This is a genomic window from Acidocella sp. (assembly GCF_050253495.1).
In the GTDB taxonomy this organism is placed as follows: Bacteria; Pseudomonadota; Alphaproteobacteria; order Acetobacterales; family Acetobacteraceae; genus Acidocella.
Window position 1 is genome coordinate 43,055 of sequence record NZ_JBFWIX010000002.1, and the last position, 26,236, is coordinate 69,290.

Here is a 26,236-nt window from a genome sequence, read left to right on the forward strand (position 1 = left end):
TCTGCCGGCCTTTTACGGTTCAATCCGCGTCGCGCGGCATGTCACGGCCATTTCACCTCGGGGGGCATGGACATTAAAATCGCCTCCGTATTGCCCCCGGTTTTCAACCCGAAGGTCGTGCCCCGGTCATAGAGCAGGTTGAACTCCACATACCGCCCGCGCCGGACAAGCTGGGCCTCGCGCTCTTCCGGCGTGAAGCCTTCATGCATCCGGGCACGGACGATCTCCGGATAGGCGGCCAGAAACGCCTCCCCCACATCGCGGGTGAAGGCGAAATCCGCGGCGATGTCGCCGCTATCCAGGTAATCGTAGAAGATCCCGCCCGCGCCGCGCGGCTCACCGCGATGCGGCAGAAAGAAATACTCGTCGCACCATTTTTTGAATTTTTCGTAATAACCAGGGTCGTGCTTATCACAGGCGGCCTTGTAGGCGGCATGGAACAAGGCGGCATCCTGGGTGGCCTGCGGCGTGCCGGGTTGCATCGGTGTCAGGTCCCCGCCGCCGCCGAACCAGCCCTTGGCGGTCACGATCATGCGGGTATTCATATGCACCGCCGGCACTTTCGGGCTGCGTGGATGAATGACCAGCGAAATGCCCGCCGCCCAGAATGCCGCGCCCGCCTCCGTGCCGGGAATTTTGGCGGCGAACTCGGCGGTGAACGTCCCTTTCACGACAGAGATATTCACCCCGGCTTTCTCGAACAACTGGCCGCGCAGCACGCTCATCTCGCCGCCGCCGCCGCCCGGCCTGTCCCATGCGGTGCGGACGAACCGGCCAGGGTTCGGCCCGGCCATTTGCTCCAGCTCTTCAAGGCTGGCGCAAATGCGGTCGCGCAGCGTGGCGAACCAGGCGGAGGCCTCTGGCTTCAAGGCCTCATGAGGGGGCGGATTTGTCATGGCGCCTGCTTAGGGCAAGCGGCAGCCTCAATCCACTCTTGAAATTTTCTTGTTCAGCCGTCACGCTGCGTTTCAGGAAGAGCCTCTCTTCCAGGGAGCGAAACATGGCTGAACCAACAGCAGGCGCGGCACACGCGCAAGGCGGCGAATCCCGGCGCGACTTCTTGAGCATCCTCGCCATGTCGGCGGGCGCGGTGGGGGCGGCTTCCAGCCTCTGGCCCCTGATCGACGCGTTGAACCCCAGCCTCGCCGAGGAGGCCATTTCCAGACCCATCGTCACCGTCTCCGACATTTCCGAAAACAGCGCCAAGACGGTCCTGTGGGGGGGCTTGCCGGTGATCATCCGGCGGCTGACGGACAAGCAGATCGCCGACAACATGGTGGTGGCGATGTCCGACCTGCCGGACCCCGCCGAGGCTTCGGCCCGCATCGCGCCCGGCAATGGGCATTTCGTGGTGGTGATGGGGTTGAACACCGGCACGCCCTGCCGGCTTGAGGGCAACACCCCCACCGAACCGCGCGGCGATTACGATGGTTGGATTTGCCCGTGCGATGGCAGCCAGTATGACCCGCTGGGGCGCGTGCGCTCCGGCCCGGCGCGGCGCAATCTTCCGGTCCCGCGCTTTGGTTTTATCGATCGCGCGCAGATCCGTCTGGGTTAGGGGAGGGCGCGATGCAGACGCAAGCAAAACAAGGCTGGCTGGTAACCCGCATGCCTTGCTTGCGCGACATAAAAGCCGGGATGACGCGGCGGGAGCGCGCCCCCGGCGCGCCCTGGGCGGCCACGTTGCCCGCCTTGCTCGGCGTGCTGCTGCTGGTGCTGCTGGGGTCCGGCCTGGTGCTGGCGACGGCCTATGACCCGCGCGATGCTTATGGCTCTCTCCAGCGCGTCGCGCGGGAGATGCGCGGCGGTTGGATCATGCTGGGGTATCACGCCACTGGCGCCAGCCTCGCCTTCATGGCGCTGTATCTGCATCTTTTTCGCGCGTTGCTGACGCGCGCTTACCGCGCCCCGGGCGAATGGGCCTGGCTGCTCTGGGTGACATTGCTGGCGGTGCTGCTGCTTGCCGGTTGGCTGGGGTTCGTCTTGCATGGCGGGGCGGGCGGATCCTGGTCCCTGTCTCATGCCGTCAGCGCGGCGATGCTGCTGCCCGGTTTCCCCGGCGCGGTGGCGATGTGGTTTTTGGGCGGGGCGGGGCTGGCGCGGCTGCTGGTGTTTCACGGGGTGCTGGCCTTGTGCGCGGTGGCGCTGATCTGGCTGGCCCGCATGGCCGCGCGGCAGGCGCGTCCGGCGCCGCAAGGGCGGGCGCTGGCGTTCTGGCCGGTTTATGCCGCGCAATATTTCGCCGCCCTTGCCATGCTGGCGCTGGTCTTCGCGCTTCTGCTCGGCTTCGCGCCGCATTGGGGGCAGGGCGGCCAAAATGCCATTCCCGCAGCGCCCATGGTGGTGCCCGCCGTCATTTCCCATCCCTGGTATCTCACCCCCATCGCCGGGCTGGCGGGTCTGTTTCCCGGTGCCGCCGGGCATATCTGGGGGGTGATCGCGGCGGCGGCGGTGCTTTACGCGCTGCCATGGCTGGACCGTTCCAGGGGCGCGCCGCCAGGCCGGCTCTACAGGGCGCTGACCTGGCTGCTGGGGCTGGATGTGCTGGCGCTGGGCCTTGCCGTTTCCTGCCCGGCGGGGGCGCTGCTGGCTGGCCCGCTGGCCATCTGGTTCTTCTTTCATTTCCTGGTGCTGACCCCGCTGGTCACGATGCTGGAGGCCGCATGATGCGCCATGTTCTTGCACCCTTGCTGGCGGTGGGGATGTTGGCGGGTGGCGGCGCGCGGGCACGGGAGGCCCCCCCGACTCGTTTCCAGTCCGAGGGGCCGTTGGGCACCATCGACAAGGCAGCCGCCCAGCGTGGCTTCGCGGTGTATCAGGGCGTCTGCGCGAGCTGCCATGGCATGAGCGCCCTGCATTACCGCGACCTAGAGGGGTTGGGGCTGACCCCCGAGCAGGTGGCGGGCCTCGCCGCCAGCGTGAAACTGGCCGACGGCACCGCCGCCACGCCGGATTCTTCCTTCAAGGCGCCAGGCGCGATCAATATGGGCGGGGCCTTGCCGCCCGATCTTTCCAGCATCGTGGCGCAACGCCCAGGCGGCACGCGTTATATTTATGACTTTCTCACCGGCTTTCGTCCCCCGCCGGAGGGCGTGAGTCTGTTGCCCGGCCATTTCTATAACGCCGCTTTTCCGGGCGGGCAGGTTTCCATGCCCGCCGTGCTGCGCGATAACGCGGTAACCTACGCCGACGGCACCAAGGCCACGGCGGCGCGGGAGGCAGCGGATGTGGCGGAGTTTCTGACATGGGCGTCCGACCCCAATCTTTCGGAACGGCACGAGGTCGGCTTGCGGGCGGTGATCTTCTTCGCCTTCCTCACGATCGTGGCGCTGGCCGCCAAACGGCGGATCTGGCGGCGCGAGGGTTGAGCGAAACCGCGGCGCGGGCGCGGGCCTGCCGTGTTTGCCATGACATTCTGCCATTAGGGGCGCGGCCGGTTTTCCGTGTTTCCAACACCGCGCGGCTGCTGGTGATTTCCCAGGCCCCGGGAACGAAGGTGCATGCCAGCGGCCTGCCGTTCGACGATGCCTCCGGCGACAGGCTGCGCGCCTGGATGGGCATCGGCCGTGAGATTTTCTACGACGAATCGAAGCTGAATTTCATGCCGATGGGGTTTTGCTACCCTGGCCGTCTGCCCAATGGTGGCGATGCCCCGCCCCGGCCCGAATGCGCGCCCTTATGGCATGAGAGCTTGCTGGCGCTGATGCCGCGGATCGAGCTGATCCTGCTCGTCGGCGGTTATGCGCAGCGGCGCTATTTGGGCAAGGGCGGCATGACGGAAACCGTCCGCGCGCAGGTGCCGGGCGGACGGTTCCTGGCCTTGCCGCATCCATCCTGGAGGACAAGCGGCTGGGAGCGGAAAAATCCCTGGTTCGGAGAGGAGATCTTGCCAAGGCTGAAGGCGGAGGTGGCGCGGCTGACCGGATGAGCGCCACCGGCATGGGCGCGTCCGGTGGCGGGCCGTGGGTTCAAGATGTCCTGAACGACGCCAGGGATCTCAGCGCGTTTCCCTCCGCGTCGAAATTCGCCTCATCCAGCCAGGCCAGGATCGCATCGCGGCGGGATGGCCATTCCGATCCGAGGATCGAATATATTGCCGTGTCGCGCGCGCGCCCCTTCACCACCATATGCGCGCGCAACGTGCCTTCATGGGCAAATCCCAGGCGCAAGGCGGCTGTTCGGGACGGCTCGTTGAGCGCGTTGCATTTCCAGACCAGCCGGCGATAGCCGAGATCGTCCGCCGCGTGGCGCAGCGCCAGGAACATCGCCTCCGTCGCCGCGCGGGTGCGGCGCAGTTCCGGGCCGAACCAGATATTGCCCAGCTCGATGGCGGCGTTTTTGGGCTCGATATTCATCAGCGAGAGAAACCCGCTCACCCGCCCGGTGGTCACGGGCCGCACCGCCCAGAAGGCCGCGGCCGGGTCCGCGTAAACCCCCGCGATCAGCGCCTCGGCCTCCGCCACGCTCTTCCATGGGGCGAAGGACATATAGGTGAAGCTGTCATCGGCGAATTGCGCGGCCTCGAACAGCTCCCCGGCATGACGGCGCGTGAGCGGTTCCAACGTCATGCGGCGGCCTTGGAATTTTTGGCGGGACGGCAAGGGGCGGGGCCAGCTCTCAACCTCGGGACCGACGGGCAGGCTCATCAGTTGCGCAGCCGCGCCAGCGTGGCGGTGGTGGAATGGCCGGGCAGCAGCTCCGCCAGCGCCACCGCGCCGCCCCAGCTCTCCACCAGATCCCCGCCCACCACGGTCTCGCGCGTGTAATCGGCGCCCTTGATCAGCACATCCGGCTTGATGCGCTTGATCAGCTCGATCGGGGTATCCTCCTCGAACAGGCAGACCAGATCGACCGAGGCCAGCGAGGCCAGCACGGCGGCGCGCGCGGCCTCGCCCTGGGCCGGGCGGGTGGGGCCCTTCAGCCGCTTGACCGAGGCATCGGCGTTGATACCGACGATCAGCCGGTCGCACATCGCCCGGCATTGTTCCAGCAGATGCACATGGCCGGGGTGCAGCAGGTCGAAACAGCCATTGGTGAAGCCCACCTTGTAGCCGCGCAGGCGCCAGCGCTCGGCCGTTTCGGCGGCGGCGGCGGGGGTGACGACCTTTTGCAGCGCGCCGGTGGCCGGCGCGATGGCGGATAGAATATCGGAAGGCCGGGCGATGGCGGTGCCGACCTTGCCGACCACGATGCCCGCCGCGATATTGGCCAGCCGCGCGGCTTCCGCCAGCGGCACCTCAGCGGCCAGTGCCGCGGCCAGCGTCGCCACGACCGTGTCGCCCGCGCCGGAGACATCGTACACCTCCGGCGCCTCGCCGGGATAATGCCGGGTCTCTTCGGGGGTGATCAGGCTCATGCCATCCTCGGAGCGCGTGACCAGCACCGCCCCGAACTGGTGGCGCGCCAGCAGCGCCCGCGCGGCGGCCACGATCCCAGCTTCGGTGTCCACGGCCATGCCGGTGGCCTCGGCCAGCTCCCCGCGATTGGGGGTGACCAGATCGGCGCCCTGATAGCGGCTGTAATCGCGTCCCTTGGGGTCGACGATGATGGTGCGGCCGAGCTGCTGGGCGCCCTTGATGAGGGCGGCGCAAATGCTCTCGCTCAGCACGCCCTTGCGGTAATCGGACAGAACGGTGACCGTGGTGGCCGCCATGGCGTCCAGCGCGATGCGGATCAGCCGCTCGGAGAATTTTTCCGACAATTCCATCGTCACTTCGCGGTCGGCGCGGATCAGATGCTGCCCCTGGGCGATATAACGGGTCTTCAGCGTGGTGGTGCGCCCGCTTTGCACCAGCAACCAGGGCTCCACGCGCTCCTGCCCGCCGACCAGCCCGGTGAGTTCCGAGCCCGCCTGATCGTCCCCCACCACGGAGACAAAGGCGGCCGAGGCGTCGAGCGCGGTGAGGTTGCGCACCACATTGCCCGCGCCGCCCGGCATCGCCACCTCCCGGGTAACGGTCAGGATGGGCACCGGCGCCTCCGGGCTGATGCGCGAAACCTCGCCATAGACATAACGGTCCAGCATCGCGTCCCCGACCACGAGCACGCTGGCACGGGAGAATTTCTTCACATAGGCGCCGAGATCGGCGGTGGTGTCATTGGCCATGGGAAACCGCTAACCCGCCCCCGCCCTTATGGCAACGGCGCTAAAACATGCTTATCTGACAGCCACCATGACAGAGCTTCCCGCGTTTCTCGATTCCACCAGGCCGCAAGTGCCGGATCTTTCCGTGCCGCGCGGTGTGACACCCTTTTACCTGCCCGAACGTCCAGTGCGTGGCCGGCTGGTGCGGCTGGGCCCGCTGGGGGCCACGCTGCTGTCGCGTCATGAGCATCCCGCGCCGGTGCGGATATTGCTGGGGCAGGCTCTGGCTCTGGCGGCCGGGCTCTCCACCGCGTTGAAATTCAAGGGCTCCTTTTCCATCCAGATTCGCGGCGACGGCCCGGTGCCGATGCTGGTGGTGGATTGCACCGAGGCCGGCGCCCTGCGCGGCTATGTGCGCGTGAGCGAGGAGGCGGAGATCCCCAGCGACGCCTCCGCCCGGCAATTGCTGGGCAATGGCTACATCGCCTTCACGGTGGATCAGGGGTTGGACAAGGATCCCAGCCAGGGGATCGTCGCCATCGAGGGCGACGATCTGGCCGGCATGGCGGAACATTATTTTTCCACTTCCGAGCAACTGCCCGCCCGCATCTTCCTGGCGGCGGGGGAAACCCAAGCCGGCTGGCGCGCGTCCGCCCTGGTGCTTGAGCGTGTGGCGGGGGCCGGCGGCGTGGGGCCGGATCTCTCCGAGGCCGACCAGACCGAGGCCTGGCGCACGGCGAGCATTCTGGCCGAGACGATCACCGCCGAGGAACTGCTCGACGACGCCCTGCCGCCGGAGCGTCTGCTTTACCGCCTGTTCCATGGCGAGGGGGTGGCGGTCTCCCGGCCGCGCGCGCTGAGTTTCGGCTGCCGTTGCTCGCGCCAGCGCCTGGGGGGTATTCTGGAGGGGTTCAATCAGGACGATCTCGACCATATGGCCGTGGAGGGGCAGATCACCATGACCTGCGAATTTTGCAATTTCGATTTCCGCTTCGCCCGCGAGGATGTTACCGGGCGCCCCAATCCGACAGAAGCTGGAGCAACTGAATGAAACGTCTGGTTTTCGCGCTGCCCTTGCTGGCGCTGGCCTCCTGTGGCTCGACCTCGCCCGCGCCGAGCTTCAAGCCGCTCGATTATTCCTATCTGCCGCCGATTTTGCTGAAGGTCTCGCAAGTGAATGTGGTGAACAGCTACGTGCCCACGCCCTCACAGGTGCAGGCGGCCAGCATGGATCCCGCGCCGCCAGCCGATACCCTGATGTCCATGCTCAAGCAGCGCCTGCAGCCCGCCGGCCAGCCTGGCACCGCCACGGTGACGGTGCAGAACGCCTATGTGGACAATGTGAACGGCAATCTGGTTGGCGCGATGACCGTGGATCTGAATTTGGCCAGCGCCGACGGCCGCTCGACCGGCTTTACCGAAGCCAGCGTCAGCGCCAGCCAGACCGCGCCCGACTCCGGCAATGCGGACGATCTGCGCGCCGCGCTCTACGGTCTCACCAAGCGGCTGATGACGCAGATGAACGTGCAGCTGCAATATCAGATCCAGAAGAACATGCCGAACTGGATTTCCTGGACCAACAGCGCCAGCACCGCCGCCGCCGCGGCGGCGGGGGATGCGGGCGGGGCGGTTCAGGCCGCGCCGCTGGCGGCTCCGCCGGGTGTGGCCACGGCCCCCGCCAGCGCCGCGAAGAGCGGTGGGGGCAATGGCGTTCCGAATTACTTGCCCGGCGCGGGCCCGGCCACCCTTGGAGGAACCCAGCAATGACCAAGCTCGCCTTGCTGCCGCGCGCCGGCGCCACGCCCTGGGAGGATGTGGCGGCGGATAAGCTGATCAGCGGCACGCCGAAAGTACGCACCATCGTGCTGTATGAGAACAGCGCCCGTGGCTTGGCCGCCGGGGAGTGGGAGGCGAGCCCGGGAAAATGGCGCATCGCCTATACCGAATGGGAATATGTGGAAATCATTTCCGGTGCCTGCGTGGTGGAAGGCGATGATGGCCGCCGGATCGAGGCCGGGCCGGGCGATAAGTTCGTCATTGAGCCGGGCTTCACCGGCACATGGGAGGTGCTCTCCCCGCTGCGCAAAAGCTGGGTGGTGCACGAATAGGTGATGCCCAGGGAAACGCTTGACGCGGCGCGCCGGGCGGTCTAGACGGCGCGCTCCATTACACATCATTTTTTGTTCGGATAACATGGCCAATATCGCATCTGCCCAGAAACGCATCCGCCAGACGCTGAAGCGCACGGCGCGCAACAAGGCGCGTAAATCCCGCGTGCACAGCTTCATCCGCAAGGTGGAGGAGGCCGTGGCCGCTGGCGACAAGGACGCCGCCCAGGCCGCCCTGCGCGCCGCCCAGCCCGAGATGCAGCGCGCGGCGGGCAAGGGCGTGTTGAAGGCGAATGCGGTCGCCCGCAAGATTTCCCGTCTTTCCGCCAGCGTGAAGGCCGTCGCCGCCGCCTAAACAAGCGCGGCGAAGCCGTAACGCTTCGTCTAAAAAACGATACAAAACCAGGCCGCCGTCATCTTCTTGTAATGGCAAGAGACGGCGGCCTTTTCGTGTCCTGTGTTTGCATCTGTGTTTCTTGGCGCCACGAATCGGCTGGCAAGAAAGTTTGAATTAATTAGTTTGTTGTTTTTTATATATTTTTTTAAAAGTTCAGCGCCTTGTTGGCCGTGCTGGAGAATTTGAGCGCTTGCTTCGGCGGGGTGTTTGGACATAAGGTCAGGACCTCAATTGACCGTTTACACTTGTCTCATTTCTGCGAAAGCGGCGTGTCTCTCCGGAGCGGGCCGTATTGCGGGAGGGGATTCTGCGGCGGTTTTTGCGGGGGCAGGCAAGTCAGAATGGGCATTAATTTAGAGATCAACGCTTCTGGTCGGGATGCCGCGTTGCAGACCTCCATGACCTGGAATGGCGAGGCGCGCCTGGCGGAGCAGTGGGGGCGTGTGCGGGCGCGTTTGCAGACGGAAGTGGGTGAAGTCGAGTACCGGACTTGGCTGAAGCAGGTGAGCTTTGCGGGGCTGGCGGGAGATGAGGTGGTGGTGATGCTGCCCACCCGTTTTCTGCGCGACTGGGTGAACAAGGAATATGGCGACCTGATCGCGGCTTTCTGGCAGCAGGAAAACCCGGCCGTGAAGCGGGTTGAGTTTCGCACCGGCGTTCCCGCCGCCGCGCGCCCGGCCGCGCCGGATCTGGCGGAGCCGGCTCCGGCGCAGCCCGCCTTGGCGCCGCAGCGCCCGGAGACCATGGCGGCGCTGGACCAGCGCTTCACCTTCGAGACCTTCGTGGTCGGCAAGCCGAATGAGTTCGCCTATGCCTGTGCGCGGCGCGTGGCGGAATCCCCGGCCATGGCGGGGTTCAATCCGCTTTTCCTTTATGGCGGGGTGGGGCTGGGCAAGACGCATCTGATGCATGCCATCGCCTGGGAGCTTTCCACCAAACCGCGCGGTGGCCGCCCGGTTTCGGTCGCTTATATGTCGGCCGAGCGTTTCATGTACCGCTTCATCAACGCGCTGCGCTCGCAATCCACGCTGGAGTTCAAGAGCGAGCTGCGCAGCGTGGATGTGCTGATGATCGACGATCTGCAATTCCTGATCGGCAAGGACAACACGCAGGAAGAATTCTTCCACACCTTCAACGCGTTGGTGGATGCGGGCAAGCAGATCGTCATCTCCGCCGATAAATCCCCCTCCGATTTGTCGGGGCTGGAGGATCGGCTGCGCACCCGCCTGGGGTGCGGCATGGTGGCGGATCTGCATGCCACCACCTTCGAGCTGCGCTATTCCATTCTGGACGCCAAGGCGCAGCGCGCCGGGGTGGAGGTGCCGCCCAAGGTGCTGGAGTTTCTGGCCCGCAAGATCACCAGCAACAACCGTGAACTGGAAGGTGCCCTCAACCGTCTCGTCGCCCATGCCAACCTGTTCAACAGGCAGGTCACGATCGACACCGCGCATGAGGTTTTGCACGACGTGTTGAAGGCGCATGACCGCAAGATCTCCATCCAGGAGATTCAGAAACGCGTCTGCGAGCATTATAACATCCGCATCGCGGAGATGTCCTCCGCCCGGCGCGCGCGCAACATCGCCCGGCCGCGCCAGGTGGCGATGTATCTGGCCAAGCAGCTGACCTCCAAGAGCCTGCCGGATATTGGCCGGCATTTCGGCGACCGCGACCATACCACGGTGATGCATGCGGTTTCGCGCATCACGGACCTCATCGCCCAGGACGCGGCCTTCGCCGAGGATGTGGAATTGCTGAAACGCCTGCTGGAGAATTAGCCGGCCCCCGGCTCAGGCGAAACCAAGCCGGGCCGGGCAGCAATAAGCTCAAGGCAAGGGCTGGACAGGTGCTGCTTCATCGCAACCGGAAGAACGGGCGTGGGGAAGCTGGCGTGGGCAAGCCGGAAAACCGATAGGGCAAGAGCTGCCGCGCGTGGCCCGCGTGGTGGCGCGCCGGGCGCGAGTCGGCCTTGGCGGCCTTGGCCGGGCTTGCTAGGGTAACTTACGAATCGGTCCAAAAAATCCGGGGATTCGGTCGCTGTCTGGAAGGGTATCATGAAGTTCAAGGCCGATCGCGCCACGCTGATGAAGTCTCTGGCCCATGTGCAGAACGTGGTTGAGAAGCGGAACACGATTCCCATCCTCGCCAATGTGCTGCTTTCGGTGAAAGACGCTAAGCTGACCATCGCCGCGACGGATCTTGAGATCGCGTTGGTGGAGGAGGTCGTGGCCGAAACGCTGCGCGACGGCGCCATCACCGTTCCCGCCGCCACGCTTTATGAAATCGTCCGCCGCCAGCCGGAGAACGCGGTGATTGAGCTGGACCATCCGGGCGGAGACGCGCAGCTCGCCTTGCGCGCCGGGCGTTATTCCACCAGCCTGGTGGCGCTTTCGGTCGAGGAGTTTCCCAAGCTCGATGCCGGCAAGCTGTCGCATGGCTTCGTGCTCTCCGCGCAGGAGCTGCGCGGCCTGATCGACCGCACCCGCTTTGCCATCTCCACCGAGGAGACGCGCTATTATCTGAACGGCATCTATCTGCACGCGGCCGAAGGCGCCGATGGCCCGGTGCTGCGCGCCGTGGCGACGGACGGGCACCGCCTGGCCCGTGTGGAGGAGCCGCTGCCGCAGGGCGCGGTGGGCATGCCGGGCATCATCGTGCCGCGCAAGACCGTGATGGAGTTGCGCAAGCTGCTTGACGAAGCCACCGGCGAGGTCGAGGTCGCGCTTTCCGAAACGCGCATCCAGTTCGGCATCGGCATGATGAAGCTCACCAGCAAGCTGATCGACGGCACCTTCCCGGATTACGACCGGGTGATCCCGCGCGGGAACGACAAGATCCTGCGGGTGGACAAGAAGGATTTCAACGATGCGGTGGGGCGCGTCTCCGCCATTTCGGCCGAGAAGCACAGGCCGGTGAAACTGTCCCTGGCGAAGGAGCTGCTGGTGATTTCCGCCGCATCCGCCGAGCAGGGCTCCGCTTCCGAGGAGCTGGGCGGGGATCTCGTCGATTATCAGGCCGGTCCCTTGGAGATCGGTTTCCAGGCGCGTTATCTTTCGGACGTGACGGACCAGATCAAGGGCAAGGTGGAGTTTGTCTTCGCCGATGGCGCCGCCCCCACATTGGTGCGCGACCAGGACGATAATTCCGCCGTCTATGTGCTGATGCCGATGCGCGTGTAGTAAGGAACGCAGCTTTTTCAAAAAAGCGGCGGAGGACTCCTGAAACGAATCTGACACGGCTCATTCTGACCAATTTCCGTTCCCATGCCGCCTTGCGTTTCGAACCGCAAGCGCGGCGTTTGGTGTTCGCGGGGCCGAATGGCGCGGGCAAGACCAATCTGCTGGAAGCCGTTTCCCTGCTCGTGCCTGGGCGGGGGTTGCGCGGCGCGCGGTTTTCAGAGCTGGCGCGCCAGGGCGGAGCGGGGGGCTGGGGTGTTGCGGCGCGCTTCGATAACGGGCTGGAGATTGGCACCGCCGCCGTGGAGGGCGCGCCCGAGCGGCGGGAGTTCCGGCTGAACGGCGTGAAACCCCGCGCCCAGTCGGACGTGGCGGAGCAACTCGCCGCCGTCTGGCTGACCCCGCAGATGGACAGGCTGTTTACCGACACCGCCTCCGGCCGCCGCAAATTCCTGGACCGGCTGGTGGTGGCGCTGGAGCCGTTCCATGCGCGGGAGATCGCCTCGTTTGAAAGCGCGTCCGCCCAGCGCAACAGGCTGTTGGCCGAACCGCCTTACGATTCCGGCTGGGCATCGGCGTTGGAGGATTCCATGGCGCGTCATGCCGTGGCCGCCACGGCGGCGCGCGCGGCGCTCATCGCCCGTCTGAACGCCACGCTGTCGGCCGGTGCCGCGGACCCGTTTCCGCGTGTGCGGCTGGGGCTTGCCTGCCCCATCGCGCAAAAGCTGGCTCTGGCCCCGGCGCTGGATGTGGAGGATTGGCTGCGCGCTGCCCTGGCGGCCGCGCGCCCGGCCGACGCGCTTGGAAAATCCTCAGGCCATGGCCCGCAAAAAGCCGATTTGCTGATCACCGACGAAGATGCGGGCCGTCCCGCCTCGCTGTCTTCCACCGGCCAGCAGAAAGCCATGCTCATTGGCATCGTTTTAGGCCACGCGGCGATGATCGCCTCGGCGCGCGGCATCGCCCCCTTGCTTTTGCTGGACGAACCGCTGGTGCATCTGGATGCGCTGCGCCGTCAGGCCTTGTTCACGGCGCTGGAACGGGCGGATTGCCCCGCCTGGCTCACCGGCACGGACGGGGAGATGTTCACGGGCATGGATGCCGCCGCCTATCATCTGCGGGACGGGGCGTTGGAACTGTTGCCGGGTTTTTGATTTCGCGGCGTTCCATCGTATGGAGCCCCATGCGTATTCTCCTGCTTGGCGATCTTCTCGGCCGGTCCGGCCGGGAAGCGGCCCTGAAACATATTCCCGCTCTTCGCGCCGCCCTCAAACTCGATTTCGTGGCGGTGAACGCCGAAAACGCCTCCCATGGGTTCGGGCTGGGGCCGGACATGGCGGAGGCGCTGTTCACCGCGGGGGCGGATGTCATCACGCTGGGCAATCACGCCTGGGACAGGCGGGAGATCATTCCCTATATCGCCAATGAGAAACGCCTGATCCGTCCGCTTAACTTCCCGCCCGGCACACCCGGCGCGGGGGCTTGCCTGGCCACCCTGCCGGATGGGCGCAAGGTGCTGGTGGCGCAGGCCATGGGCCGGCTCTTCATGGACCCGATGGATTGCCCCTTTCGCGCCATGGAGGATTTGCTCACCCGTCACCGGCTGGGTGTCACCGTGCAGGCGGTCCTGCTCGATATTCATGCCGAGGCGACCTCCGAGAAAATGGCGTTCGGCCATGCCTTCGACGGGCGGGTGAGCTGTGTGACCGGCACCCATACCCATATCCCCACGGCCGACCATCAGATCCTGCCTGGCGGCACGGCCTATGCCACGGATCTGGGCATGTGCGGGGATTATGACTCCGTCATCGGCATGACCAAGGCACCGGCCCTCAACCGTTTCATCCGCAAGATGCCGGGCGAGAAGCTGAGCCCGGCGGAAGGCGAGGCCACGCTTTGTGGCGCCTTCGTGGAAACGGAGGAGGCCACCGGCCTTGCCCGCCGAATCGAGCCGGTGCGCCTTGGCGGGCGCCTCGCGCCGGCCATGCCCGTGCTCTGAGCATCGGCCCGCGTTTGGCGGCTTTTCACGGCCTGTTAACAAGAGGCATGTCAGGATCGGGGGTAGTTCGCAACCTTCGTCAGGCAGGATGAAATGTCTTCACTGGTCTTGGAGCTCAAGCAAGGCGAATCCATGATTCTGAACGGTGCGGTCATCCGGTTCAAGACCCGAGCCAGGCTGGAGCTGAATAATCACGCGCGTTTTTTGTTCGGCAAGCAGGTCATGCGCGCGGAAGATGCGACCAGCCTCACCCGGCAAGTCTATTTCGCGTTGCAGCAATCCTATATCGGCGGTGAGGAAGAGGGGCGGGCGGCCTTATGCCAGGCGCGGGAGATGATCGGCACCTCCCTTGCCGCGCAGGAGGAAGGGAGCCGGGAGAATTGGGTCGCATTGCTGGAGCTGAGCACCGCCGCCACGGCGTTGGAGGCGCTGAAGCTGGCCCGGCGGATGATCCGCGCGGAGGAGACTCACGCCGGAACGGCCGAGCCCCGTTAGCGCTAGCCGCCCCGCCAAGGCGATGGTTTCAGCGACCAAGCGGAACGGCATTTTGGAATCATTGAAATTGTTCGCGCGGTTCGGAAGCTCTCAAAGCCTCCCAAGCTGCGGCTTTTCAAGCGCTCTGGCTTAGCCAGCCGGCACTGCGCGCCTCGCATTTGGCGGCGGTCTCGATATGCTCGGCCAGCCGGTCCGTCACCGGCTGGGGAGCGCCTTTGCCCTTGAGCATCAGCACGGCAAAATCGGGCAATTCCGGCAGATTTTCCTCTCCGGGGGCGAGCAATCTGGTGCCTTCGGGCAAGCGGTTGGGCATGCCGCAGGTGATGGCCAGCCCCGCCAGCACCGGCACCATGGAGCCGGTGGCGCTGCCGGAAATATAGGCGATACGGTAAGGGTGCCGGGTTTCATCCAGCTTGCGCAGGGCTTCGCGCCGCCAGATGCAATCATGCGCGGCCAGGGCCAGCGGCAGGGGGGTCAATTTATGCGGGGAAAATCGGGTGGCGGTGATCCAGCCCAGCGGGCCGCGGATTAATTCCCGCGCCGGCCAGCCTTTCGTCTCATGCCCTTCGGAAATCAATGAAAGATCGAGCTGCCCGGCCTTCAGCCGTTCCATAAGCTCCGTCGAGGGTAGGCAGACGACCTCCACCTCCACCGCCGGATGTGTCTCCGCGAAACGGCGCAGCGCGTCCGGCAGGAATTGCAGGGCATAATCGTCCGGCGTGCCGAGCCGCACCGTGCCGCTGACATCGGGCGCTTGAAAGGACGACCAGATGGAATCGTTCAACGCCAATAATTCACGGGCGCGGTCCAGCAGATATTGCCCGTGCGGCGTCAGCCCGATTCCCTCACCCCGGCCGCGATTGATCAGCGTCTTGCCCAGAAGCGTTTCAAGCTTGCGCATTTGCATGGAGATGGCCGCCTGGGTGCGCCCCACGCGCGCGCCCGCGCGGGTGAAATTCTGCTCCTCCGCCACATAGACGAAAGCACGCAGCAAATCCGGGTCGAGGCCGAGGGGAGGGGACATCGGAATAAGATTATTTGATTTTCAACATAAATACAATTCGTTTTTCTTATCTAAAATCCAACTCTAATTTGTGCCTGAACCCATAACGCACGGGATAAAGACAATGTTGAGCATGACTGGAATTCGGCTTGTCAGGCTGCCTTCCCTGACCGGTGGCGTGAAGATGATGGTCTCGCATTTGATGCTGATGCGACAAGCAATCAGGGGGCGGCGGGACATCGCCCGGATGGATGCGCGGATGCTGGCGGATATTGGCATGTCGCGCGCCGATGCAGAGGAGGAGATCCGGCGCAGGCCGTGGGACGTGGCCCCAAGGCCTTATGAAGGCCCGCGCGAGGATTGATCCCGCTGCATATGAAACCAAGGCGGCCTGAGCCGCCTTGGTTTCATGCAGACGGATTTTCGGCCCAGCCGGGGGGCTCTCCGCCCCTTTCGTTCAGGCGGCTTTTTTCAATAATTTTTGCGCCACCAGCACTTCCGCGATCTGCACGGCGTTGAGCGCCGCGCCCTTGCGCAGATTGTCGGAGACGCACCAGAAGGCCAGGCCGTTCTCCACGGTCGAGTCCTTGCGGATGCGCGAGACGAAGGTCGCATCCTCACCCTGGCATTCGATCGGGGTGATATAGCCGCCCGGCACATGCCGGTCCTCGACCACCACGCCCGGCGCCTTGGCCAGCGCCTCGCGGGCTTCCTTCACGGATACCGGCTTTTCAAACTCGGCATACACCGTTTCGGAATGGCCGATGAACACCGGCACGCGCACGCAGGTGGCGATCACCGGCACGTTCGGGTCCAGAATCTTCTTGGTCTCGACCGCCATCTTCCATTCTTCCTTGGTGGCGCCGTCATCCATGAACACGTCGATCTGCGGGATGCAGTTGAAGGCGATGTCCTTCTGGAAAACCTGGGCCTTGGCTTCCTGGTTCACGAAGGAGACCTTGGTGTTGTTATACAACTCGTCCATCCCCTCCTTGCCCGCGCCGGAGACGGATTGATAGGTGCTCACCACCACGCGCTTGAGCTTGAAACGGTCATGCAGGGGCTTGAGCGCCACCACCATCTGGATGGTGGAGCAGTTCGGATTGGCGATGATGTTCTTCTTGTGGAACTTCGCCACGTCCTGCGGGTTCACCTCGGGCACCACCAGCGGCACGTCCGGGTCCATGCGGAACTGGGAGGTGTTGTCGATGACGATGCAGCCCTGCGCGCCCGCGCGCGGGGCATGCACGGCGGAGACGGACGCGCCAGGCGAGAACAGGCCGATATCCCAGCCGGTGAAATCGAAGGTTTCCAGGTTCTGCACCTTCAGCACCTTATCCTCGCCGAAGGAGACCTCCTGCCCGGCGGAACGGCCGGAAGCCAGGGCCGCGACCTCCGAAACCGGGAAGTTGCGCTGCGCCAGGGTCTTGAGAATCTCGCGCCCCACCGCACCGGTGGCACCGACAACCGCAACCCTGTAGGACATGGCGAAAACTCCAAAAAATAAGATAGGCCGCCGGGGTTAAGGCGAAACGGGGCGGGGTGCAAGCGCCATGCGCGAATAGCATAAGTGCGGCGGCGTCGGGCTGGTATAGGCTTGGGATGACAACCGGTTCAGCAGACACCGCTTCTCTTCCAACCACCACATTGCTGCGGCATGTCCCCTTCCTGCGTTATTTCCTGGCCCGCGGCATGGCCAGCTTCGCCTATCAGATGGCGGCGGTGGCGGTGGGCTGGCAGATTTATGCCTTGTCCCACAGTGTCTTTCTGCTCGGCATGGTGGGGTTGGCGCAGTTTCTGCCCTCGGCCGGGCTGGTGTTTTTCGCCGGCCACGTGGCGGACCGCTATCCGCGCAAATATGTGGTGATGGTCTGCCAATTGCTGGAAGCCTCGGCCGCCGCTGTCCTGGCGCTGGCCAGCTTTGGCCATTGGGAGAGTGTCGCGGTGATCTTCTCCGCCGTGATGGCGATGAGCGCGGCGCGCGCCTTTGAAAACCCGGCGATGGGCGCGCTGCTGCCCGCCGTGGTGCCGGAGGGGCGGGTCCAGAAGGGCACGGCCATGGCGTCCGGTGTCTTTCAACTCGCCACCATCGTCGGCCCGGCGCTGGGCGGTTTCATCTATGCGATTTCCCCGGCCTGGCCCTATGCGGCGATGGCGGTGGGCTGGAGCTGCTCGGCCCTGGCCGTGGGAGGCATCGTGCTGGACCGGCCGGCGGTGGCGAAGGAGCCGCCCTCCCTGCGCGCTCTGTTCGCCGGGGTGGGCTTCGTGCGGCGCAACCCGATGATTCTGGGCACGATCTCGCTCGATCTGTTCGCCGTGCTGTTGGGCGGGGCGACGGCGCTGCTGCCAGTTTATGCGCGTGATATTTTGCAGACCGGCCCGTGGGGGCTGGGTCTGCTGCGCGGCGCGCCGGCCGTCGGCGCACTGCTGATGACGGTTTGGCTGGCCCGGTTTCCGATCGGCGGCAAGGTTGGCCTGCGCATGTTTCAGGCGGTGATCCTGTTTGGCCTCGCCACCATTGTTTTCGGCCTGTCCACATCCATTCCGCTTTCGGTGCTGGCCCTGGCCGTCATGGGGGCCGCCGATACGATCAGCGTGGTGATTCGGGTTTCCCTGGTCCAGTTGCAAACGCCCGATGACATGCGCGGCCGGGTGGGGGCGGTGAATTTCCTGTTCATCAGCGCCTCCAACCAGTTGGGTGAATTCGAGAGCGGGCTGACCGCCGCCCTGTTCGGCGCCATGCCGGCCGTGGTGCTGGGCGGGCTGGGCACTGTCGCGGTGGCGCTGCTTTGGATTAAATTGTTTCCAACCCTGAAGAATGTTGAAACATTAGAATAAGTCGATTAATTTACGGCGGTTTTATTTGGGCCTGCCCGGCATGCGGCACGCCGGAAGGAGGGCCCGATGGAGGGCGACGGTGGTTTCAGCGGTCTGGTCTCGCAGATCGTCTCGACAATTTTCGGCCTTGCCGCCGCGATCGATAATCTGCTCGTGGGCGCCATGCTGGCGTTGGGGATCTTTGCCCCGCAATGGCAGCTTTGCATCCTGCTTATTTTCATCTCGCTCGTGGTGATGCTGGTCATGCGCACGCTGGGCGGGCTGTTTGGCTGGGTGGCGCTATTGTTCTCGATTGTGCTGCTGCTGCATTATATCGTGCCGGAGCTTGGCCAATAGGGCTGACGGCTGGGCAGAGTCATCGGGAGCGATCATTTTGGCCGACGGAGCGACTTCGCGGAACGCGGAACTTTTCACGGGGCAAACCCACCATCTGGATGTCGAGGGCTGGGCGGTCGAATTGCCGATCGTCGCCATCAAGCCGGATTTCGGCATTTCACTGATGATGCTGATCGATATGGGGGTGGGATTCGTCGCCCATGCCGGGGCGAGATTGGCGGCGCATTTCGCGTCCGCGCGCCCGGAGGTGGTGGTCGGTCCGGCCACGCTGGGCATTCCGCTGGCCATCGAGGTGTCCCGCGCCCTGGGGCTGGACCGTTACGTCGTGCTGCAAAAATCGCCGAAGCTGCATCTGCGCGACGCATTGACGCAGGACATCACCTCCATCACCTCCGCCGGTGTCCAGAAGCTGCTGCTGGACCGCCGGGCCGTGCCGCTGCTGGCGGGCAAGCGTGTGCTGCTGGTGGATGACGTGGTGGCTTCGGGCTCCAGCCTGGCTGGCGCGCTGGCGTTGCTGCGCAAGGCGGGGGCGGAGATCGTCGGCGCCGGCGCCGTGCTGACCGAGGCGCATGAGTGGGAGGCCGCGCTGGGCGCGGATGCCGCCTTGGTGCATGGGCTGGCGCATATTCCGCAATTCCAGCCGGCGGGCGGCGTGTGGCGGCCCATTCCGGGCACTTAATCCGGGCCGCCGCGCAATTTGATTTCCGGCGCGCGGAGCATGATCAGTAAGCCGCACAGCGTCAGGGCGAGGCAGAAGGCGAAGCCCAGCCGGTAGCCCAGGATCGGGTCGTGGAACCCCCCATCCAGGGCCGCGCCGGCCAGCGTCGCGCCGAAGGCGCCGCCCATGGCGCGCAGCAGCAGCAGCATGCCGGTGGCGATGCCCAGCTCCTCCACCTTGGCGAGGCTCTGCGCGGCGATCAGCGTGGTCGGGTTCAGCATGCCAAGTCCGAATCCCAGCAGGGCGGACACGGCCACGGGCCGGGCGAGGGGCGCGGCCGCCATCAGGGCGAAGCCTAGGCTCGCCAGCGTCAGCCCCATGACGAAGATCGGGCGGATCCAGCCGGTGCGGCGCGTGGTTTGCCCCGCCGCATAGGCGCCGGCGGCGCCGCTGAGCAGAAACGGCACCAGGGCGATGCCCGCGCGGGCCGGCGCGGCGTGGAAAAACTGCTGCAACAGCAAGGGAAACATGAAGATGGCGGCGAACATGGCGCTGGTGTTGAGCCAGGCCAGGGCGACGACCAGCCGCAGCCGCAGAAGCAGGCTGCCCGGCAGCAAGGGGTGGGCAGCCCGGCGTTGTTGCGCGCCAAACAGCGCGAAGCCCGCCAGTGCCAGCAGCACCAGGGCCGCTTCGCGCCATGAGAGCCAGGGCAGATCCACGCCGCCCAGGCTCAGGGCGCAGAGCAGCAGGGTGGTGCTGCCCATCAGCAGCAGCGCTCCGCCAATATCGATTCGCGCCCGCCGCCCCGCCACCGGCAAATTCGGCAGTCCGCGCAGGCATAATGCGAGCGCCAGCGCGCCCAGCGGCAGGTTGGCCCAGAAGATGAACCGCCAGGACAAATGCTGCGCGATATATCCTCCCACCACGGGTCCGGCGCCGGAGGCCAGGGCCCAGATGGAGGCGAACCAGGCCTGGTAGCGTCCGCGCTCGCGCGGGGGGACCACATCCGCCACGGCGGATTGCGAAACCGCCAGCAGCGCGCCGCCGCCCATGCCCTGCAACGCGCGGCCCAGCAGCAGCATGGGAACCGACCCGGCGCTGGCGCAGACCATGCTGGCCAGGATGAAGATCAGCAGGCAGGGGATCAGAATTTTCGCCCGCCCGAACTGATCCGACAGCTTGCCATGAATGGGCGTGGTGGCGGTGGCGGTGAGCAGATAGGCCGAAACCACCCAGGACAGATGGGTGGTGCCGTGCAGGGTCCGCGCCATTTGCGGAATGGCGGGCAGCACCACGGTCTGGTCTATGGCGGCGAGCAGCACGCACAGCAGGACGCCATGGATCACGCGCAGGCGCTCGGCGTGGCTGTAGGCGCGCGGCTGGAGCTCCCCCTCCATGGCTGGTCATCCTTTTATGCAGTTGTGCTGACGCTTTTGGCCATGGCAGTTGCAATGGGCAAGATCCCGCGGGGTCGACCGCCCTGCAAGATTCAGACTCAAGACCAGACAGCCTCAAGACCACACAAAGGACAGAGACGACCATGCCCCTTCCCTCCGCCTCATCGCGCCGCCTGCTGCATCTGCGCGACATTCAGCTTCGCGGTTATGTGCGCGAGGACGGGCAGATCGAGATCGATGCGCGGATGACCGACGTGAAAACCTATAGCGCGGGCAATGTCGACAGGAGCATGATCCCCGCCGGGGAGCCGGTCCACGATATGTGGATTCGCATGACGCTGACCCCGGATGAGCTGGAGATCACCGCCTGCGAGGCGGCGATGGATTTCACCCCCTACGGGATCTGCCCCCAGGCGGCGCCCAAGATGGAGCGGCTGGTGGGATTAAAGATCGGTAAGGGGTTTCTCAAGGCGGTTTCATTGCGTCTTGGCGGGGTGGAGGGGTGCACCCATCTGCGCGAGCTGCTTCAGCCCGTGGCGACCACGGCCTACCAGACCCAGTATAGCCTGCTGAACCATGCTTTCGACGGCTCCAGACAACAGGATAACCCCGGTCTCGCGCCGGGTTTGCTCAATAGTTGCCATGCCTATGAGGAGACCAGCCCCGTGGTGGCGCGGCTGCTGGCGCAGGAGAAACCGCCTGCGTCAAACTGAGACAGTCCGTCACGGCTATGTCACGTTTGGCGCGGAAGGTCACTTATGGCCTTGCTGCGGCGGAAACCCTATGTTACTGCCCCGCCGAGCCTCTCCGGAGGCAATATATTTCAGAGCACGGCAATTAAGGCGGGAAGAACTTTGGTCGAGATCACGGGCACGGGTGTCAATGGCCTCTCCGCGCGCTACGCTGCGGCGCTGTATGCGTTGGCCGCCGAGCGGGGCACGCTGGATGAAACGGTCGATCAGATGGCGGCGCTGGCCCGCCTGATCAAGGAAAGCGAGGCGCTGGCCGCGCTGGTCGCCAACCCGTTGACGGATGTGGCGAAGGCCGGGCCGGTGCTGGAAGAGGCGCTGGCCGCTCAAGGGTTTTCCGAGCTTGTCCGGCATTTCGTCGGGGTCGTGGTGGCCAATCGCCGCCTGCGCGACCTGGCGATGCTGGTCGATGGATTCGCCGCCTATGCCGCCGCCCGCCGTGGCGAGGTGGTGGCCGCCGTGACCTCCGCCCACCCGTTGAACGACACGCAGCGCCACCAGCTGCGGGCGCGTCTGGCCGAGTCCGGCTTTGGCACCGTCCGTCTGACCGAGCGGGTGGACGCGGCGCTGCTGGGCGGCCTGCGCCTGCAGATCGGCGACAAGCTATACGACACCAGTCTCAAATCCCGCCTTAACCGGCTGAATTATTCTCTCAAGGGAGCTGCCTGATATGGAGATCCGTCCCGCCGAAATCTCCGAGATTCTGAAGCGTCAGATCGCGGATTTCGACACCGAAGCCAATGTGGCTGAAACCGGCCAGGTCCTCTCCGTGGGTGACGGCATCGCGCGCGTGTTCGGTCTGGCCAATGTGCAGGCCGGAGAGCTGGTGGATTTTCCCAATGCCGGGCTGAAGGGCATGGCGTTGAACCTCGAAGCCGACAATGTCGGCGTCGTGATCTTCGGCGACGACAAGTCCATCCGCGAGGGCGACAGCGTCACCCGTACGGGCGAGATTGTCGACGTGCCGACCGGCAAGGGGCTGCTGGGCCGCGTGGTGGACGCGCTGGGCAACCCGATCGATGGCAAGGGGCCGGTGATGTACACTGAGCGCCGCTTGGTCGAGACCAAGGCGCCGGGCATCATTCCCCGCAAATCCGTGCATGAGCCGATGCAGACCGGCATCAAGGCCATCGACGTGCTGGTGCCCATCGGGCGCGGCCAGCGCGAGCTGATCATCGGCGACCGCCAGACCGGCAAGACCGCCCTGATCATCGACACCATCATCAACCAGAAGGCGGTCAACGCCACGGACGATGAGAGCAAGAAGCTCTACTGCATCTATGTCGCGGTCGGGCAGAAGCGCTCCACCGTCGCGCAGCTGGTGCGCACGCTGGAGGAATATGGCGTGATGGAATATTCCATCGTCGTCGCCGCCACCGCCTCCGATCCGGCGCCGATGCAGTATCTGGCCCCGTATGCGGGCTGCGCCATGGGCGAATATTTCCGTGACAACGGCATGCATGCGCTGATCGGCTATGACGATCTTTCCAAGCAGGCCGTCGCCTACCGCCAGATGTCCCTGCTGCTGCGCCGCCCGCCGGGCCGCGAGGCATATCCGGGCGACGTGTTCTACCTGCATTCGCGCCTGCTGGAGCGCGCGGCCAAGATGTCCGACGAATATGGCGCGGGCTCGCTGACCGCCCTGCCGGTGATCGAGACCCAGGCCGGCGACGTGGCGGCCTATATTCCGACCAACGTGATCTCCATCACCGACGGTCAGATCTTCCTGGAGACGGAGCTGTTCTTCAAGGGCATCCGCCCGGCCATCAATGTGGGCCTGTCCGTGTCGCGCGTCGGCTCCGCCGCGCAGATCAAGGCGATGAAGCAGGTGGCCGGCAAGATCAAGCTGGACCTGGCGCAGTACCGTGAAATGGCGGCTTTCGCGCAGTTCTCCTCCGATCTCGATCCCGCCACCCAGAAGCTGCTGGCCCGTGGCGCGCGCCTGACCGAGCTGCTGAAGCAGCCGCAATTCAAGCCGCTTTCGGTCGCCGAGCAGGTGATCTCCGTGTTCGCCGGTACCCGTGGCTATCTGGACGGCATCGCGGTGGACAAGGTGGGGGCGTTCGAAACCCAGCTGATCGCCGACATCAAGGCCAACGCGCCCGAGATCGTGAAGGCCATCGAGACCGACCAGCAGATCAAGCCGGAGACCGAGAAGGCGCTGATCGCCTTCATCGAGAACCTGCTGCGCATCTTCGGATAAGCCCATGCCCTCGCTGAAAACCCTGCGCAACCGGATCAACAGCGTCAAATCGACGCAGAAGATCACGAGCGCCATGAAGATGGTGGCGGCGGCCAAGCTCCGCCGCGCGCAGGCGCAGGCCGAGGCGTCGCGCCCTTATGCCGTGCGCATGGCGGAAATGCTGGCGGCGCTGGCGGTTTCCGAGGCGGGCAACCCGAACGGCAACAAATTGCTGGTGGGCAACGGCAGAAGCCAGACCCATCTGCTGGTGGCCGTGACCTCCGACCGTGGCCTGGCGGGCGCCTTCAACGCCAACATCGCCAAGCAGGTGCGCCAGAAGGCGGCGGCCCTGAAGGCCGAGGGCAAGGCCGTGAAGATTTTCACGCTGGGCCGCAAGGGCAACGATTCGCTGCGCCGCGACATGGAGGGGCTGATCGTCGGCAACAAGAATTTTGTCGGCAAGAAAACAGTCTCCTTCACGGATGCCGAAGAGGTGGCGCAGGAGATCATTCGCGGCTTCAAGGCTGGCGAGTACGATGTGGTGACGTTGGTCTTCAACCGCTTCCACAGCGTGATGACGCAAACACCTTTCGAGCAGCCGCTGATCCCGACGGCCGCCCCCACCGCCAACGATAATGCGCAGGCCGGGGAGATGGAGCATAATTACGAGGTGGAGCCCGATGACGGCACGCTGCTGGACCGGCTGCTGCCACGCAATCTGGCGGTGCAGATCTATGCCGCCATGCTGGAGAACGCCGCCGGGTTCTATGCCGCGCAGATGACCGCCATGGATGGCGCCACCCGCAATGCCGGCCAGATGATCAAGAAACTGACGCTGAGCTATAACCGCGCGCGGCAGGCCAACATCACCACCGAGCTGACCGAAATCATTTCCGGCGCGGAAGCCGTTTGAGGACAGAGAGATGACAAGCAACAACACCGGCCGAGTGACCCAGATCAATGGCGCGGTCGTCGATGTGGAATTCGACGGCGCGCTGCCCTTCATCCAGAACGCGCTGGAAACCAAGATTGGCGAGCGCCGCTTGGTGCTGGAAGTGGCGCAGGAAATTGGCGAGCGCACCGTGCGCTGCATCGCCATGGACACGACCGACGGCATGGTCCGTGGCCAGTCCGTGACCGATACCGGCGCCGCCATCTCCGTGCCGGTTGGCCCGGGTGTGCTGGGGCGCATCCTGAACGTGATCGGCGAGCCGATCGACGAGCGCGGCCCGATCGAGGCCACCGCTCATAGCCCGATCCATAATGCCGCTCCCTCCTTCGAGGAGCAGGCCGGCTCCGCCGAGATCCTGGTGACGGGTATCAAGGTGGTGGATCTGCTGGCCCCCTATCTCAAGGGTGGCAAGGTCGGCTTGTTCGGCGGCGCGGGCGTGGGCAAGACCGTGCTCATCCAGGAGTTGATCAACAATATCGCCAAGGGCCATGGCGGCGTGTCCGTGTTCGCCGGCGTGGGCGAGCGTACCCGCGAGGGCAATGACCTTTACCATGAAATGGTCGATGCCGGCGTCATCAAGCTGAACGAGAAAGACACGGCCGGCTCCAAGGTGGCGCTGGTCTATGGCCAGATGAACGAGCCGCCGGGCGCGCGCGCGCGCGTTGCCCTTTCCGGCGTCACGATGGCCGAATATTTCCGCGACCAGGAAGGCCAGGACGTGCTGTTCTTCGTGGATAATATCTTCCGCTTCACCCAGGCGGGCGCTGAAATGTCCGCCCTGCTGGGCCGCATCCCCTCGGCGGTGGGCTATCAGCCGACCCTGGCGACCGACATGGGCGCCTTGCAGGAGCGCATCACCTCCACCAAGAAGGGGTCCATCACCTCCGTGCAGGCCGTGTACGTGCCCGCCGACGATCTGACCGACCCGGCCCCGGCCAACACCTTCGCCCATCTGGACGCGACCACGGTGCTCAACCGCGCCATCGCCGAGAAGGGCATCTACCCGGCCGTGGATCCGCTGGATTCCACCTCCCGCTCGCTCGACCCGCGCATCGTCGGCGAGGAGCATTACAAGGTGGCGCGCGACGTGCAGCGCATCCTGCAAACCTACAAATCCTTGCAGGACATCATCGCCATTCTGGGCATGGACGAACTCTCCGAGGACGACAAGCTGGTGGTGGCCCGTGCCCGCAAGATCGAGCGCTTCCTCTCCCAGCCTTTCCATGTGGCCGAAGTCTTCACCGGCACGCCGGGCGTGTTCGTGAAGGTCGAGGACACGATCCGCGCCTTCAAGGGGATTGTCGCGGGCGATTACGATCATCTGCCGGAGGCGGCCTTCTACATGGTCGGCACCATCGACGAGGCGATCGCCAAGGCCGAGGCCCTGGCGGCGAAGGTCTGATCCATGCCCCTGGCCCTGGAAATCGTCAATCCGGAGCGGCTGCTCCTGGCTCGTGATGTCGACATGGTCGTGATTCCGGGAACGGAAGGCGATCTCGGCATCCTGCCGGGCCATTCCAAGCTCGTCACCTCGCTGCGTGGCGGGTTGGTCGATATTTATGAGAACAAGGTGATCACCGACCGGTTCTTCGTGACCGGCGGCTTCGCCGAAATCACCGAATCACGCTGTTCGGTGCTGGCGGATGAGATCATCCGTCAGGCGGATATCGACCCGGCCCTGGCTCAGCAGGCCCTGGACGAGGCGAAGGCCGCTTATGACGCGGTGGATCCGAACGATGAGGATGCCTATCGTGAGGCATCCGACAAGCTGATCTCCGCCCAGGCGATGCTGGACAGCATTCCTCCCAGCGCCACCGCCGCCTAGCCGGGTTTTTCAAACTCCGGGTTTTTCAAAAACCCTGAA

29 protein-coding genes are annotated in these 26,236 nt (G+C 65.0%); 23 read left to right on the forward strand and 6 right to left on the reverse strand.

From position 1 onward, the window contains the following. Window positions 1–41: 41 nt before the first annotated feature. On the reverse strand, window positions 42–896 hold the full coding sequence (gene hemF / locus AB7D48_RS02335; protein ID WP_427975705.1) for an oxygen-dependent coproporphyrinogen oxidase: 855 nt from the start codon (window positions 894–896) through the stop codon (window positions 42–44). Between the two features lie 104 nt (window positions 897–1,000). Here hemF and petA point away from each other — a divergent pair, with 104 nt between their 5' ends. From petA to AB7D48_RS02355, 4 genes are read left to right on the forward strand one after another with little or no spacing between them, the layout of a single operon-like run. Then, on the forward strand, window positions 1,001–1,558 hold the full coding sequence (gene petA, locus AB7D48_RS02340) for a ubiquinol-cytochrome c reductase iron-sulfur subunit (RefSeq protein WP_427975706.1): 558 nt from the start codon (window positions 1,001–1,003) through the stop codon (window positions 1,556–1,558). An 11-nt stretch (window positions 1,559–1,569) separates the two neighbouring features. Further along, window positions 1,570–2,667 (forward strand): cytochrome b N-terminal domain-containing protein, encoded by a 1,098-nt coding sequence (locus tag AB7D48_RS02345; protein ID WP_427975707.1) that lies wholly within the window; start codon window positions 1,570–1,572, stop codon window positions 2,665–2,667. After that, a complete protein-coding gene (locus AB7D48_RS02350; protein ID WP_427975708.1) occupies window positions 2,664–3,368 on the forward strand; it encodes a cytochrome c1 in 705 nt (234 codons plus the stop codon). The genes AB7D48_RS02345 and AB7D48_RS02350 overlap by 4 nt, the downstream gene beginning before the upstream one ends. Beyond that, entirely contained in the window at window positions 3,365–3,928 is a 564-nt protein-coding gene (locus tag AB7D48_RS02355) for a uracil-DNA glycosylase family protein (RefSeq protein WP_427975709.1), read from the forward strand. The genes AB7D48_RS02350 and AB7D48_RS02355 overlap by 4 nt, the downstream gene beginning before the upstream one ends. A 40-nt stretch (window positions 3,929–3,968) precedes the next feature. Here AB7D48_RS02355 and AB7D48_RS02360 read toward each other — a convergent pair whose 3' ends face one another. Both AB7D48_RS02360 and rfaE1 read right to left on the reverse strand, forming a co-directional pair. Next, window positions 3,969–4,646 (reverse strand): GNAT family N-acetyltransferase, encoded by a 678-nt coding sequence (locus tag AB7D48_RS02360; protein WP_427975710.1) that lies wholly within the window; start codon window positions 4,644–4,646, stop codon window positions 3,969–3,971. Continuing rightward, window positions 4,646–6,106, reverse strand: coding sequence for a D-glycero-beta-D-manno-heptose-7-phosphate kinase (rfaE1, locus tag AB7D48_RS02365; protein ID WP_427975711.1), 1,461 nt, complete (start codon window positions 6,104–6,106; stop codon window positions 4,646–4,648). Before rfaE1 ends, AB7D48_RS02360 begins: the two co-directional genes overlap by 1 nt. Window positions 6,107–6,173: 67 nt before the next feature. Between rfaE1 and AB7D48_RS02370 the strand changes: the two genes are divergently transcribed. From AB7D48_RS02370 to AB7D48_RS02410, 9 genes are all read left to right on the forward strand, one after another. Next, window positions 6,174–7,136, forward strand: a complete 963-nt coding sequence (locus AB7D48_RS02370) for an Hsp33 family molecular chaperone HslO (protein ID WP_427975712.1) — start codon at window positions 6,174–6,176, stop codon at window positions 7,134–7,136. Next, window positions 7,133–7,852: a hypothetical protein gene (locus tag AB7D48_RS02375; protein WP_427975713.1), complete on the forward strand. Its 720-nt coding sequence runs from the start codon at window positions 7,133–7,135 to the stop codon at window positions 7,850–7,852. Before AB7D48_RS02370 ends, AB7D48_RS02375 begins: the two co-directional genes overlap by 4 nt. Then, window positions 7,849–8,193 (forward strand): cupin domain-containing protein, encoded by a 345-nt coding sequence (locus AB7D48_RS02380; RefSeq protein WP_427975714.1) that lies wholly within the window; start codon window positions 7,849–7,851, stop codon window positions 8,191–8,193. Before AB7D48_RS02375 ends, AB7D48_RS02380 begins: the two co-directional genes overlap by 4 nt. A gap of 85 nt (window positions 8,194–8,278) precedes the next feature. Continuing rightward, a complete protein-coding gene (gene rpsT / locus AB7D48_RS02385; RefSeq protein WP_427975715.1) occupies window positions 8,279–8,548 on the forward strand; it encodes a 30S ribosomal protein S20 in 270 nt (89 codons plus the stop codon). A 440-nt stretch (window positions 8,549–8,988) separates the two neighbouring features. Continuing rightward, the gene (gene dnaA / locus AB7D48_RS02390) at window positions 8,989–10,365 is read left to right on the forward strand and encodes a chromosomal replication initiator protein DnaA (RefSeq protein ID WP_427975900.1); all 1,377 of its coding nucleotides are present in this window, start codon (window positions 8,989–8,991) and stop codon (window positions 10,363–10,365) included. A gap of 276 nt (window positions 10,366–10,641) precedes the next feature. After that, window positions 10,642–11,766, forward strand: a complete 1,125-nt coding sequence (gene dnaN / locus AB7D48_RS02395; protein WP_427975716.1) for a DNA polymerase III subunit beta — start codon at window positions 10,642–10,644, stop codon at window positions 11,764–11,766. Window positions 11,767–11,828: 62 nt separating this feature from the next. Beyond that, window positions 11,829–12,917 (forward strand): DNA replication/repair protein RecF, encoded by a 1,089-nt coding sequence (gene recF, locus AB7D48_RS02400; protein ID WP_427975901.1) that lies wholly within the window; start codon window positions 11,829–11,831, stop codon window positions 12,915–12,917. Between the two features lie 29 nt (window positions 12,918–12,946). Further along, window positions 12,947–13,762: a TIGR00282 family metallophosphoesterase gene (locus tag AB7D48_RS02405; RefSeq protein ID WP_427975717.1), complete on the forward strand. Its 816-nt coding sequence runs from the start codon at window positions 12,947–12,949 to the stop codon at window positions 13,760–13,762. 93 nt (window positions 13,763–13,855) lie between these two features. Further along, the gene (locus tag AB7D48_RS02410; RefSeq protein WP_427975718.1) at window positions 13,856–14,257 is read left to right on the forward strand and encodes a flagellar biosynthesis repressor FlbT; all 402 of its coding nucleotides are present in this window, start codon (window positions 13,856–13,858) and stop codon (window positions 14,255–14,257) included. Window positions 14,258–14,372: 115 nt separating this feature from the next. Here AB7D48_RS02410 and AB7D48_RS02415 read toward each other — a convergent pair whose 3' ends face one another. Then, window positions 14,373–15,281, reverse strand: a complete 909-nt coding sequence (locus AB7D48_RS02415) for a LysR substrate-binding domain-containing protein (RefSeq protein WP_427975719.1) — start codon at window positions 15,279–15,281, stop codon at window positions 14,373–14,375. A gap of 112 nt (window positions 15,282–15,393) precedes the next feature. Here AB7D48_RS02415 and AB7D48_RS02420 point away from each other — a divergent pair, with 112 nt between their 5' ends. Next, a complete protein-coding gene (locus AB7D48_RS02420; protein WP_427975720.1) occupies window positions 15,394–15,624 on the forward strand; it encodes a DUF1127 domain-containing protein in 231 nt (76 codons plus the stop codon). 93 nt (window positions 15,625–15,717) lie between these two features. Here AB7D48_RS02420 and AB7D48_RS02425 read toward each other — a convergent pair whose 3' ends face one another. Beyond that, window positions 15,718–16,746 carry an aspartate-semialdehyde dehydrogenase gene (locus AB7D48_RS02425; RefSeq protein WP_427975721.1) on the reverse strand — a complete coding sequence of 343 codons (1,029 nt, stop codon included), beginning with the start codon at window positions 16,744–16,746 and terminating at the stop codon, window positions 15,718–15,720. A 116-nt stretch (window positions 16,747–16,862) separates the two neighbouring features. Here AB7D48_RS02425 and AB7D48_RS02430 point away from each other — a divergent pair, with 116 nt between their 5' ends. The 3 genes from AB7D48_RS02430 (at window position 16,863) to AB7D48_RS02440 (ending at window position 19,113) form a co-directional block, all read left to right on the forward strand. Next, window positions 16,863–18,098 carry an MFS transporter gene (locus AB7D48_RS02430; RefSeq protein WP_427975722.1) on the forward strand — a complete coding sequence of 412 codons (1,236 nt, stop codon included), beginning with the start codon at window positions 16,863–16,865 and terminating at the stop codon, window positions 18,096–18,098. A 66-nt stretch (window positions 18,099–18,164) separates the two neighbouring features. Beyond that, entirely contained in the window at window positions 18,165–18,434 is a 270-nt protein-coding gene (locus tag AB7D48_RS02435) for a hypothetical protein (protein ID WP_427975723.1), read from the forward strand. Window positions 18,435–18,471: 37 nt separating this feature from the next. After that, window positions 18,472–19,113 (forward strand): phosphoribosyltransferase family protein, encoded by a 642-nt coding sequence (locus AB7D48_RS02440; RefSeq protein ID WP_427975724.1) that lies wholly within the window; start codon window positions 18,472–18,474, stop codon window positions 19,111–19,113. On the opposite strand, the gene AB7D48_RS02445 is transcribed toward AB7D48_RS02440, so the two are convergent. After that, the gene (locus AB7D48_RS02445; RefSeq protein WP_427975725.1) at window positions 19,110–20,489 is read right to left on the reverse strand and encodes an MFS transporter; all 1,380 of its coding nucleotides are present in this window, start codon (window positions 20,487–20,489) and stop codon (window positions 19,110–19,112) included. The two genes, AB7D48_RS02440 and AB7D48_RS02445, sit on opposite strands and share 4 nt — an antisense overlap. Before the next feature lie 143 nt (window positions 20,490–20,632). Between AB7D48_RS02445 and AB7D48_RS02450 the strand changes: the two genes are divergently transcribed. The 6 genes from AB7D48_RS02450 to atpC all read left to right on the forward strand — a co-directional run bounded on the left by AB7D48_RS02450 (window position 20,633) and on the right by atpC (window position 26,197). After that, entirely contained in the window at window positions 20,633–21,202 is a 570-nt protein-coding gene (locus AB7D48_RS02450; protein ID WP_427975726.1) for a DUF2889 domain-containing protein, read from the forward strand. 141 nt (window positions 21,203–21,343) lie between these two features. Continuing rightward, window positions 21,344–21,907 (forward strand): ATP synthase F1 subunit delta, encoded by a 564-nt coding sequence (atpH, locus tag AB7D48_RS02455; protein ID WP_427975727.1) that lies wholly within the window; start codon window positions 21,344–21,346, stop codon window positions 21,905–21,907. Between the two features lies 1 nt (window position 21,908). Further along, the gene (gene atpA, locus AB7D48_RS02460) at window positions 21,909–23,441 is read left to right on the forward strand and encodes a F0F1 ATP synthase subunit alpha (RefSeq protein WP_427975728.1); all 1,533 of its coding nucleotides are present in this window, start codon (window positions 21,909–21,911) and stop codon (window positions 23,439–23,441) included. Between the two features lie 4 nt (window positions 23,442–23,445). Next, window positions 23,446–24,333 carry a F0F1 ATP synthase subunit gamma gene (locus tag AB7D48_RS02465; protein WP_427975729.1) on the forward strand — a complete coding sequence of 296 codons (888 nt, stop codon included), beginning with the start codon at window positions 23,446–23,448 and terminating at the stop codon, window positions 24,331–24,333. Window positions 24,334–24,343: 10 nt separating this feature from the next. After that, on the forward strand, window positions 24,344–25,774 hold the full coding sequence (atpD, locus tag AB7D48_RS02470) for a F0F1 ATP synthase subunit beta (RefSeq protein ID WP_427975730.1): 1,431 nt from the start codon (window positions 24,344–24,346) through the stop codon (window positions 25,772–25,774). A gap of 3 nt (window positions 25,775–25,777) precedes the next feature. Further along, window positions 25,778–26,197, forward strand: coding sequence for an ATP synthase F1 subunit epsilon (gene atpC / locus AB7D48_RS02475; RefSeq protein ID WP_427975731.1), 420 nt, complete (start codon window positions 25,778–25,780; stop codon window positions 26,195–26,197). Window positions 26,198–26,236 lie beyond the last annotated feature (39 nt).